This is a genomic window from Phenylobacterium sp. (assembly GCF_036723115.1).
In the GTDB taxonomy this organism is placed as follows: Bacteria; Pseudomonadota; Alphaproteobacteria; order Caulobacterales; family Caulobacteraceae; genus Phenylobacterium.
The window spans coordinates 1-10,511 of record NZ_DAIMHV010000044.1 but is presented as its reverse complement, the minus strand read 5'-3'; the positions used below and the strand labels follow the sequence as shown (position 1 = coordinate 10,511).

Annotated in this window: 10 protein-coding genes; 3 read left to right on the top strand and 7 right to left on the bottom strand. The window is 70.0% G+C overall.

All coding sequences use genetic code 11. The features are described 5' to 3' along the window. The 5 genes from gyrB to hrcA all read right to left on the bottom strand — a co-directional run. Positions 1-2,449, bottom strand: a 2,449-nt coding sequence (gyrB, locus tag V7D28_RS06780; RefSeq protein WP_333586612.1) for a DNA topoisomerase (ATP-hydrolyzing) subunit B, incomplete at its 3' end; no start/stop codon positions are given. A gap of 9 nt (positions 2,450-2,458) precedes the next feature. Further along, on the bottom strand, positions 2,459-3,601 hold the full coding sequence (gene recF / locus V7D28_RS06775) for a DNA replication/repair protein RecF (RefSeq protein ID WP_333586611.1): 1,143 nt from the start codon (positions 3,599-3,601) through the stop codon (positions 2,459-2,461). A 44-nt stretch (positions 3,602-3,645) separates the two neighbouring features. Then, positions 3,646-4,764, bottom strand: a complete 1,119-nt coding sequence (gene dnaN, locus V7D28_RS06770; protein ID WP_333586610.1) for a DNA polymerase III subunit beta — start codon at positions 4,762-4,764, stop codon at positions 3,646-3,648. A 126-nt stretch (positions 4,765-4,890) separates the two neighbouring features. Beyond that, positions 4,891-5,511 carry a nucleotide exchange factor GrpE gene (grpE, locus tag V7D28_RS06765; RefSeq protein ID WP_333586609.1) on the bottom strand — a complete coding sequence of 207 codons (621 nt, stop codon included), beginning with the start codon at positions 5,509-5,511 and terminating at the stop codon, positions 4,891-4,893. A 10-nt stretch (positions 5,512-5,521) separates the two neighbouring features. Further along, positions 5,522-6,589, bottom strand: a complete 1,068-nt coding sequence (gene hrcA, locus V7D28_RS06760) for a heat-inducible transcriptional repressor HrcA (RefSeq protein WP_442957903.1) — start codon at positions 6,587-6,589, stop codon at positions 5,522-5,524. Positions 6,590-6,735: 146 nt separating this feature from the next. On the opposite strand from hrcA, the gene rph reads away from it, so the two are divergent. Further along, a complete protein-coding gene (gene rph, locus V7D28_RS06755) occupies positions 6,736-7,452 on the top strand; it encodes a ribonuclease PH (RefSeq protein ID WP_333586608.1) in 717 nt (238 codons plus the stop codon). A 339-nt stretch (positions 7,453-7,791) separates the two neighbouring features. Here the strand turns inward: rph and V7D28_RS06750 are convergent, their stop codons facing one another. Next, the gene (locus V7D28_RS06750; protein WP_333586607.1) at positions 7,792-8,025 is read right to left on the bottom strand and encodes a helix-turn-helix domain-containing protein; all 234 of its coding nucleotides are present in this window, start codon (positions 8,023-8,025) and stop codon (positions 7,792-7,794) included. Between the two features lie 17 nt (positions 8,026-8,042). After that, positions 8,043-8,573, bottom strand: a complete 531-nt coding sequence (locus V7D28_RS06745) for a DUF2975 domain-containing protein (RefSeq protein ID WP_333586606.1) — start codon at positions 8,571-8,573, stop codon at positions 8,043-8,045. 125 nt (positions 8,574-8,698) lie between these two features. On the opposite strand from V7D28_RS06745, the gene rdgB reads away from it, so the two are divergent. Both rdgB and hemW read left to right on the top strand, forming a co-directional pair. Beyond that, positions 8,699-9,301 carry an RdgB/HAM1 family non-canonical purine NTP pyrophosphatase gene (gene rdgB, locus V7D28_RS06740; RefSeq protein ID WP_333586622.1) on the top strand — a complete coding sequence of 201 codons (603 nt, stop codon included), beginning with the start codon at positions 8,699-8,701 and terminating at the stop codon, positions 9,299-9,301. After that, the gene (gene hemW, locus V7D28_RS06735) at positions 9,298-10,452 is read left to right on the top strand and encodes a radical SAM family heme chaperone HemW (protein WP_333586605.1); all 1,155 of its coding nucleotides are present in this window, start codon (positions 9,298-9,300) and stop codon (positions 10,450-10,452) included. Before rdgB ends, hemW begins: the two co-directional genes overlap by 4 nt. Positions 10,453-10,511: the final 59 nt, after the last annotated feature.

Genomic DNA, 10,511 nt, shown 5'->3' with positions numbered 1-10,511 from the left:
AGACGTCGACCTCGGCGTCCAGGGCGTTGTCCTGGATGAATTCCCGCCGGGGCTCCACCAGGTCGCCCATCAGGCGGGTGAACATGTCGTCGGCGTCGTCGGCATGGCTGACCTTGACCTGCAGCAGGGTGCGGGCCTCGACATCCAGGGTGGTCTCCCACAGCTGGTCGGGATTCATCTCGCCCAGGCCCTTGTAACGCTGGATGGACAGGCCGCGCCGCCCGGCCTCCATGACCGCGTTGAACAGGTCCAGGGGCCCGCGCACCTCGGTGACCTTGTCCCGGCGCAGGAACCGGGCCGGGGTCTCGAAGGTCTGGGCTAGCAGCTTGGAACGCTCGGCCAGGCGCAGGGCGTCGGCGGCGTGCAGGAGGAGGTCGTCCAGCACGATGCTCTCCGACACCCCGCGGCGCATGCGAGTGAAGACATAGCCGCCGGTGGCCGCAGCCGCGCCGCTCCAGGGGCCGTCGCCCTCTTCGGCATAGAGGTTCAGCCGCTGGGCGGCGGCGGCGGGATCGCCGTCCTCGCCCAACAGCCCGGCCAGGGCCGCCTGCTCGATGGCGAAGGCCGGAGCGCGGGCGGCTAGGCGGTCCACATTGGCCTTGGCCGAACGGGCGGTCTGGACCAGGGCCAGCAGGTCGGCGCCGGCCAGCTGTTCGCCCGAACCAAGGGTCAGGGCGGCGCCGTCGACGCCTTCATCGATCAGGAAGGTCTCAAGCTCGGCATCGTCCTTCAGGTAGCGGGCCGACTTGCCCTTGGCCGCCTTATAGAGCGGGGGCTGGGCGATATAGAGATAGCCGCGCTCGATCACCTGCGGCATCTGCCGGTAGAAGAAGGTCAGCAGCAGGGTGCGGATGTGCGCCCCGTCCACATCGGCGTCGGTCATGATGACGATCTTGTGGTAGCGGATCTTCTCGATGTCGAAGTCCTCCCGCCCGATCCCGGCCCCCAGGGCGGTGATCAGGGTGCCGATCTGGTCGGAGGACAGCATCTTGTCGAAGCGCGCCCGCTCCACATTCAGGATCTTGCCGCGCAGGGGCAGGACCGCCTGATTGTCGCGGTTGCGGGCCTGTTTGGCTGAGCCGCCGGCGGAATCGCCTTCGACGATGAACAGCTCCGACTTGGCCGGGTCCTTCTCCGAGCAGTCGGCGAGCTTGCCGGGCAGGGAGGTGATGTCCAGCGCCGACTTGCGGCGGGTCAGTTCGCGGGCCTTGCGTGCAGCCTCCCGGGCGGCGGCGGCCTCGGCGATCTTCTGGACGATGGTCCGCGCCTCGTTGGGATGTTCCTCGAACCAGGTGGCCAGGCCTTCGGACACCAGCCCCTCCACCGCCGGGCGGACTTCGGAGGAGACCAGTTTGTCCTTGGTCTGGGACGAGAATTTCGGGTCGGGCACCTTCACCGAAAGCACGCAGGTCAGGCCTTCGCGGGCGTCCTCGCCCGACAGAGAGACCTTTTCGCGCTTAGTGGCGCCGGAGCTTTCCGCATAGCCCGTGATGATCCGGGTCAGAGACGAACGGAAGGCCGCCAGGTGGGTGCCGCCGTCCTTCTGCGGAATGTTGTTGGTGAAGCACAGGACGTTCTCGTGGAAGCCGTCGTTCCACCAGAGCGACAGGTCCAGCTCCACCGACTCGCGACGTCCGCGGATGACGATCGGGTCGCGGATGAGCGGGGTCTTGGCCTTGTCCAGATGGCGCACGAAGGCCTCGATGCCGCCCTCATAGCTCATCACCTCCTCGAAGGGCTCGGCCCCGCGGAAGTCCTTCAGCCAGATGGTCACCCCTGAATTCAGGAAGGCCAGCTCCCGAAGGCGGTGCTCAAGGGTCTTCCGGTCGAACTCGATGAAGGCGAAGGTCTCGGTGGACGGAAAGAAGGTGACCTCCGTGCCCGACAGCGGCTCGCCGTTGTCACGCAGGGGCGCCTCGCCCGTGACCACCAGGGGCGAGACGGCGTCGCCCCGGCGGAACTCCATCTCGTGGCGCTTGCCGCCCCGATAGATCTTCAGCTTCAGCCAGTCCGACAGGGCGTTGACCACCGACACGCCCACCCCGTGCAGACCGCCGGAGACCTTGTAGCTGTTCTGGTCGAACTTCCCGCCGGCGTGCAGCTGGGTCATGATGACCTCGGCGGCCGACACGCCCTCGCCCTCGTGCATGTCGACGGGAATGCCGCGGCCGTCGTCGGTGACGGTCACAGAGCCGTCGCCGTTCAGGATCACCTCCACCCGGCTGGCATAGCCGGCCAGGGTCTCGTCGATGGCGTTGTCCACCACCTCATAGACCATGTGGTGCAGGCCCGACCCGTCGTCGGTGTCGCCGATATACATGCCCGGACGCTTGCGCACCGCATCCAGGCCCTTGAGCACCTTGATGGATTCCGCCCCGTACTCGGCCTGGCCGTTGCTGCGGGGGGTCTCGCCGGGGCCTTGGGGGGCGCCTTGGGTTTCGTCGCTCATAGGGTCTTCTTACGCGTCCATGGGGGCCAGGCCGGAAGCATCCACACGGACGCCCTGGGCTCGGCCGCGAAGGTCTTCGAACAGGTGCTCGTCGGTTCCGGTCAGGAAGGCTTGCAGGCCGAGCGCCTCGATTTCGTCGAACAGAGCCCCCCGCCGACGGCGGTCCAGGTGCGCTGCGACTTCATCCAGCAACAATATAGGGTTTGGCGCTGATTCTGCACGCGAAAGTCTCGCCGCCTGGGCCAGGACGAGGTTCAGGATCAGGGCCTTCTGCTCCCCGGTGGAGCATTCGGCCGCCGGCCGGTCCTTTTCCAGGTGGATCACCGCCAGGTCGCCCCGGTGCGGCCCGGTGAGCGCCCGGCCCGCCGCGGCGTCCCGCTCGCGCGCCGCGGCCAGGGCGCGGGTCAGGCGGACCTCGATCTCCGGCGCCTCGGTCCCGGCGGCGGCCATCTGCTCCCACTCCCCAGTCAGGCTCAACCGCGCCTGGGGAAAGGGCCGCGCCCCGCGCTCGTCGATCTCGGCCTGCAGGCCGGCCATGGTGGCCGCGCGGGCCAGGGCCATCTGCGCGCCGGCCTCGCCCATCCGGGCCTCCAGGGCGGCGAGCCAGGCCGGGTCGCCCGGGCCGTCGGTGAGCAGGCGCATCCGCTCGCGCTGGGCCTTCTCATAGGCGCTGGCCTGGGCGGCGTGGCCCGGCCGGGCGGCGAAGACCAGGCGGTCGAAGAACCGCCGGCGCTCAGAGGCGCCTTCCAGGAACAGCCGGTCCTGGGCCGGGGTCAGCCAGACCTGCCGCTGAAACTCCGCCAGGCGGGCGGGGGGGACGGCCTCGCCGTCCAGGCGGACCGAGCGGCGGGGCGAGGCCGGCTGTTCCAGGCCCGTCCCCAGCCGGACGGGCTCGGCGTCCAGCTCGACCGTGGCGGCCACGGCCCAGGCCCGGCCGCGGGTCTCGCCCGGCAGGCGCCGGCCGATCTCGGCGATGGCCGCGCCGCGCAGGCCCCGCCCGGCGGTGAGCAGGGAGACGGCTTCCAGCAGATTGGTCTTTCCCGCCCCGTTGGGGCCGGCCAGATAGACCGGCCGCCCGTCCAGGGCGATCTCCGCCCGCTCATAGGAGCGGAAGTCGGTCAGGGTCAGGCGGGTCAGGACGGCGCGGGTCACGCCGCCTCATAGCCGGTTTCGCACCCGGCGGGAAAATCCCGCGCTCAGACCCGCAGGGGCATCAGGACGTATTGCACGTCGCCGTCGCCGGGATCGAGCACCAGGGCCGGATCATTGGGGCCGCCGAATCGGAACTCCGCCTCTTCGGCGCTGATCTGCTCGGTGACGTCGAGGATGTAGCGGGCGTTGAAGGACAGTTCGAAGGCTTCGCCGGAATAGTCGGCCTCGATCTCTTCCACCGCCTGACCCGCCTCCATGTTGCGGACGGTCAGGATGATGCGGCCCGGCTCGATGGCCATGCGCACCGAGCGGCTCTTCTCGGCCGAAATGGTCGCCACCCGGTCCACGGCCTTGGCGAACAGCTTGTTGTCCACCCGCAGGATGCGGTCATTGTCCTTGGGGATCACCCGGGCGTAGTCGGGGAAGGAGCCGTCGATCACCTTGGAGGTGAGCGCCGCTCCGCCCAGTTCGAACCGCACCTTCTGGGGCGACAGCTGCAGGTCGATCTGCTCGCCGGCGTCGTCCAGCAGCCGGCGCGCCTCGCCGATGGTCTTGCGGGGCACGATCACGCCGGGCGCGCCCACCGAGCCTTCCGGGGCGGGCATTTCGGCCAGGGCCAGGCGGTGACCGTCCGTGGCCACGGCGCGCAGCTTCTGGATGCCGCCGTCATTGATGACGTGCAGATAGAGGCCGTTCAGATAGTAGCGCGTCTCCTCGGTGGAGATGGCGAAGCGGGTCTTGTCGATCAGGCGGATGAGCTCGTTCACGTCCACGCCGATCCGGCCCGAGAGGCCGTCGGCGGACATGACCGGAAAGTCGCCGGCCGGCAGGACGGGCAGGTTGAAGCGCGAACGACCGGCCTGAACCGTCAGGCGCGGATCCTCGCCGGTGAAGCTCAGGGAGACGTCAGCGCCCTCGGGCAGCTTGCGGACGATCTCATAGAGGGTGTGGGCCGGCGCCGTGATCTGGCCAGGCTGGTCCACCTGGGCGAACGCCTCGTCGATGATCTCCAGGTCAAGATCGGTGGCCGAGAAGGTCAGCCGCTCGCCTTCGGCCGACAACAGCACATTGGACAGGATCGGGATGGTGTTGCGGCGCTCCACGGCGCTCTGCACATGCCCCAGCGCCTTCATCAGCGCCGCCCGTTCGATCGTAAGCTTCATGACCTGGTCCGAACCTCCGTGCGCCGGGATGCGATTCGCCGGCGCCCCCCGGATGGAGGGGACTTGCGACTTTACTCATTTGCCGCGCCCGCGAAAGCCCCCGGCGCGCGCCCGGGGGCATCCGGCTCAGGCCTTGGTGTCGACGGCTCCGCCGGCTTCCTCAGCCTCGCCGGCCGCATAGGGGTTGGCGCCGCCGCCGTCCGCGCCGGGCGAACCGGCTGCGGGGCCCGAGCCCTTGGCGGCCACCACCACCATGGCCGGGCGAACGACGCGGCCGAACAGCTCATAGCCGGTCTGCAGCACCTGCAGCACGCCGCCGGCCGAGACGTCATCGGCGGGCTGCTCCATCATGGCCTGGTGCTTATGGGGGTCGAACTTCTCCCCGCGGGCGGGATCGACGCGCTTGAGGCCGTTGGATTCAAAGGCGCTCTGCAGCGCCTTCTCGGTCATTTCGACGCCCAGGACGAAGTTCTTCACCGCCGGGTCCTCGTCGGCGGTGGGGGCGGCGGCGGTGGCCCTTGCCAGATTGTCGGCGGCGCCCAGCAGGTCGCGGGCGAACTTCTGGATGGCGTAGGCGCGGGCGTCATTGGCCTCGCGCTCGGCACGGCGCTTGATGTTCTCGGCCTCGGCGGCGTAGCGCAGCACCTGTTCCTTCAGGGCCGCGTTCTCGGCGTTGAGGGCCTCGATGGCGTCCAGGGCGGCCTCGGCCACCGCTTCGGTCTCTTCCGGCGTGTGATCGTCGGACATGGTCTCTTCCTTACGCATTCATCACCTGGCCCAGCACCCGGGCGGTGTAGTCCACCAACGGGATGATCCGGGCGTAGTTCAGGCGGGTCGGGCCGATGACCCCGATGGCCCCCAGAACCTTCTGTCGGCCCGTCATATAGGGTGCGGCGATGACGGAGGAACCCGAAAGCGAAAACAGCCGGGTCTCCGCCCCGATGAAGATGCGCACCCCTTGCGCCTCGCGGACCCCGTCCAGCAGGCCGATGAGCTGTTCCTTCTGTTCCAGATCATCGAACAGCATCCGGACCCGCTCCAGATCCTCCAGGGCGTCGCGATCCCCCAGGAGGTTGGCGCGGCCCCGGACGATGAGCGCGCGGGCGGCGCCTTCGCCCCCGCCCCAGGCGGCCAGGCCGTCCTCCACCAGGCGGGCGGCCTTCTCGTCCAGCTCGCGCCGGGCGCGGTCCAGGTCGAGGCTGACCTCGCTGCGGGCGTCGTCCAGGGTCTTGCCGCGCAGGCGGGTGTTGAGGAAGTTGGAGGCCTCCTGCAGGGCCGAAGGCGTCACCCCGGCCCCCAGGCTCATCAGCCGGTTCTCCACCGCCCCGTCCTCGAAGACCATGATGGCCAGCGCCTGGTCGCCGCCCAGGGCGACGAACTCCACATGCTTGACCTCGGCCTCGCGGACGGGCGTGACCACCACGCCGGCCCCGCCGGCCAGCCCCGACAGCAGGGCGCTGGCCTCGTTCAGCGCCTCTTCGAAGCTGCGACCCTGGACGCGCAGCCGGCTTTCGATCATCCGCCGCTCGTCCTCGCCCACATCGCCCACCTCCAGCAGGCCGTCCACGAACAGCCGCAGGCCGGCATGGGTGGGCAGGCGTCCGGCGCTGACATGGGGCGCGCCCAGCAGGCCGAGCTGGGTCAGGTCCTGCATGGTGTTGCGGATGGAGGCCGGCGACAGGGACACCCCGCCCCGCGAGAGGGTGCGCGAGCCCACGGGCTCGCCGGTGTCGAGATAGCTTTCGACGATCCGGCGGAAGATGTCGCGCGCCCGCTCGTCCAGTTCGGCGAGCGAGGGCCCGCGGGAGAGCAGCGGTGTGGTCACGGTCGGCGACAGAGCCAGCAGCTAGGTGGGCGGCCCATGGACGGGCCGGTCGGTTTTTAGGATAAGCGCCCGCCGCCTCCGTGCAAGAGAGGTCGGCGATATCCGCCCCATCCGCGGGCGTCCCTGCCAAAGGAAAGGCCCCGCCCATGCGCCCATCGCAACGCGCGCCGGACATGCTGCGCCCGGTGACCCTCGAAACCGGCGTCAATCGCTATGCCGAGGGCTCCTGTCTGGTGAGCTTCGGCCACACCCGGGTGCTGGTCACCGCCAGCGTGGAAGAAGGCGTGCCGCCCTTCCTGCGCGGACGCGGTCAGGGCTGGGTGACGGCCGAGTACGGCATGCTGCCCCGGGCCACCCACACCCGCGGCCGTCGTGAGGCCGCGCAGGGCAAGCAGTCGGGCCGCACTCAGGAGATTCAGCGCCTCATCGGCCGCTCCCTGCGGGCGATCACCGACATGAAGGCCCTGGGCGAGCGGCAGATCTCCGTGGACTGCGACGTCATCCAGGCCGACGGCGGCACCCGCACGGCCGCCATCACCGGCGCCTGGGTCGCCCTGCGTCTGGCCACCCGATACCTGATGGACGAAGGCGTGATCACCGCCGATCCCATCCTCGACCAGGTGGCGGCGGTCAGTTGCGGCGTGCACCAGGACACGCCGGTGCTCGACCTGGACTACGAAGAGGATTCCAGCGCCGAGGCCGACGCCAACTTCGTGCTGACCGGCGGCGGCGACATCGTCGAGATCCAGGCCACGGGCGAGAAGCGCGGCTTCACCCAGGCCGAGTTCGAGGCCCTGTTCGGCCTGGCCCGCAAGGGGATGGACGAGCTCTTCGCCCTCCAGCGCGCCGCTGTCGGAGGCTGAGGCCTGAACGCGAAAACGGCCGGACGCGCGAGCGTCCGGCCGTTCTGGCCTTGGCGACGGCGCGTCAGGCGCGCCGGCGATCAAGGGTCTTAGAAGCCGACCAGCAGGTTGCGCTGGGCGCTGGCGGGCATGCGGGCCAGTTCATGGGCCAGCGGGGCCATCCAACGGGCGATGAAGCGTTCGATCGCAGCAAACATGTCTGCCCCTTTCAGTGTGCAGTGCAACAATGTTGCGGTGCACATAGGCCTGGGCGGTTGGTTCATCAAGGTCTTGCGACGGAATTTTTGCGCTGCACCAACGGATGGGTGCGGCTGTTGCTGCGGCGCAACAGCCCTCGCGTCAGTCGTCGGCGCCGCGGGGGTCCGCCGGCCCCGGCTCATGGCTCATCAGGTCGCCAGGCTGGCAGTCCAGCTCCCGACACAGGGCCTCCAGAGTCGAAAAGCGGATGGCGCGCGCCTGACCGGTCTTGAGGATCGACAGATTGGCCACCGTCACGCCCACGCGGTCGGCCAGCTCGGTCAGGGACATGCGGCGCTCCAGCAGAACGCGGTCGAGGCTCACGCGGATGGGCACGGGACCTTCGGGCTCCTTCAGATGGTCAGTTCGGCTTCGCGGCGCAGTCGGGCGCCCTCTCGGAACACCTCGGCCAGGACGAACACCACCAGCACCGAGAACCAGGCCGTCAGGCTGAGCGTCGGCTGCACGGTGTTGGAGGCTGGTAGGAGCCAGCCCGACAGGCCCCAGACCGCATATCGCCCAAGCTCCAGCCCGGCCAGGATGAGGCCTACCACCCGCAGGCGGCCGACATTCTCCGGATGAAAGGGATCCCCCACGGTCAGGGCGCCGAAGATGCGGCGAAGCTGGGCGACGATCACCTGCACGCCGGCCATGTAGATGGCCGCCGCCAGCAGGCCCAACACCGCCACCGGGCCGCGATGGGTCACCTCCTCGCCCCCGGCGCTCAGGGAGATATCCCCGAGCAGGCTGGGATTGAGCGCCAGCAGGAGGGCGGCCAGCAGAAGCAGGCCGACCACGCCGAGCCCGATCCACAGGGAGATATAGACCACGTCGAGAATGATCTTCAGGAAGCTCGAAACCGAGCCGGGTCCCAGGGCCCGCATGGGCGCTATCCCTTTCCGCCTTGCGCCGAACGCAGGCGGCAACCTAGAGCACGAAGGGACCGGACGGAATTCGCATCATGCCCCCGCGGACCGGCGGCCGGGATGAGACCATGACGGAGGCTCCCTTGACCCTGAAGCTCGACCCCGGCGCGCGTCTGGTGGTGGCCACCCACAATCCCGGCAAGGCCCGGGAACTGGCGGCCATTCTTGAGAACCGGTTCGACATCGTCACCGCCGGCGCGCTCGGCCTGGCCGAGCCGGAGGAGACCGAGACCACCTTCGTGGGCAACGCCCTGCTCAAGGCCAGGGCGGCGGCCCGCGCCAGCGGCCTGGTGGCCCTGGCCGACGATTCGGGCCTCAGCGTCGAGGCCCTGGGCGGCGATCCCGGCGTCTATTCCGCCCGCTGGGCCGGGCCGGACAAGGATTTCACCCTGGCCATGAACGAGGTGGAGACACGGCTGGCGGTCCTGGGCGTCTCCGAGGCCCGCGCCTTCTTCACCTGCGCGCTCGCCGTCGCCTGGCCCGACGAAGGGCCGGCCCTTGTGGTGGAGGGCCGCGTGGACGGGCGGCTGGTCTTTCCTGGCCGCGGCGACCGGGGCTTTGGCTATGATCCCATCTTCGCGCCCGACGGACGGGACGAAACCTTCGGCGAGATGGATCCCGCCGCCAAGGACGCCATGAGCCACCGCGCCCGGGCCTTCGCCAAGCTCAAGGCCGCCCTCTTTTGACCGCTGAGGCGCCGCCGCTGGGCCTCTATGTGCACTGGCCCTATTGCGCGCGCATCTGCCCCTATTGCGACTTCAACGTCTATCGCGCCCGGGGACGGGGAGGCGAAGCCCAGGACTTGGCCGGCGCCCTGCTCAGCGACCTCGCCGCCCAGGCCGCGCTCACCGGGCCGCGGCGGCTGGTGTCCATCTTCTTCGGCGGCGGCACGCCCTCCCTCGCCCCGCCCGAGCTGGTGGCCGACATCATCGCCCGCGCCCGCAGCCTGTGGCGCGCCGATGCGGACCTGGAGATCAGCCTGGAGGCCAATCCCACCGACGCCGAGGCCCGTCGCTTCGCCGACTTCGCCGCCGCAGGCGTCAATCGCCTGTCCCTGGGGGTGCAGTCCTTTGACGACGCCGCCCTCGCCTTCCTGGGTCGCGACCATGACGCGGCGGCCGCCCGCCGGGCGCTGGCCCTGGCCGCCGATCTCTTTCCCCGACTGTCCCTCGACCTGATCTATGCCCGGCCCGACCAGTCCCGCGCGGCCTGGGCCGCCGAGCTTGGCGAGGCCCTGGCCTCGGGGGCCGAGCACATCTCGCCCTACCAGCTGACCATCGAGCCTGGCACGGCCTTCGCCCGGGCGCTCGCCCGCGGTCGGCTGGTCCCGCCGGATGAGGACCATGCCGCGGCCCTCTTCGACGACACCCAGGACATCCTGCAGGCGGCCGGCTTCGAGGCCTATGAAGTCTCCAACCATGCCCGCGGCGAGGCCGCCCGGGCGCGGCACAATCTCGTCTACTGGCAGGGCTGGGACTATGCCGGGATCGGCCCCGGCGCCCATGGCCGCCTCACCCTGGGCGGGGTTCGCCATGCCCTTGAGGGGCTGGCCCGCCCCGCCGACTACATCGCACGGGTCGGCGAATCAGGGGCCGGATTCGCCGCCGTCGAGCCCCTGGATCCGGTGGCGAAGGCCGAGGAGCGGGTGCTGAGCGGCCTGCGCATCGATGCGGGCCTGGCCTATTCCGAGGTCACGGTCCTGGGCCTTTCGCCGCAGGACGAGCGGGTCATGGGCCTTGTCGAACTGGGCATGCTCGCCGACGATCCCCAGCGATTGCGGGCCACGCGGGCCGGCCGGCTGCTGCTGGATGAGGTCACCCGGCGCCTGCTCCTCTGACGGCGCCGCTTGCAACGGGGGCGCGGAGGGGCGAACCCTTGCATCATGGCCCCACCCGT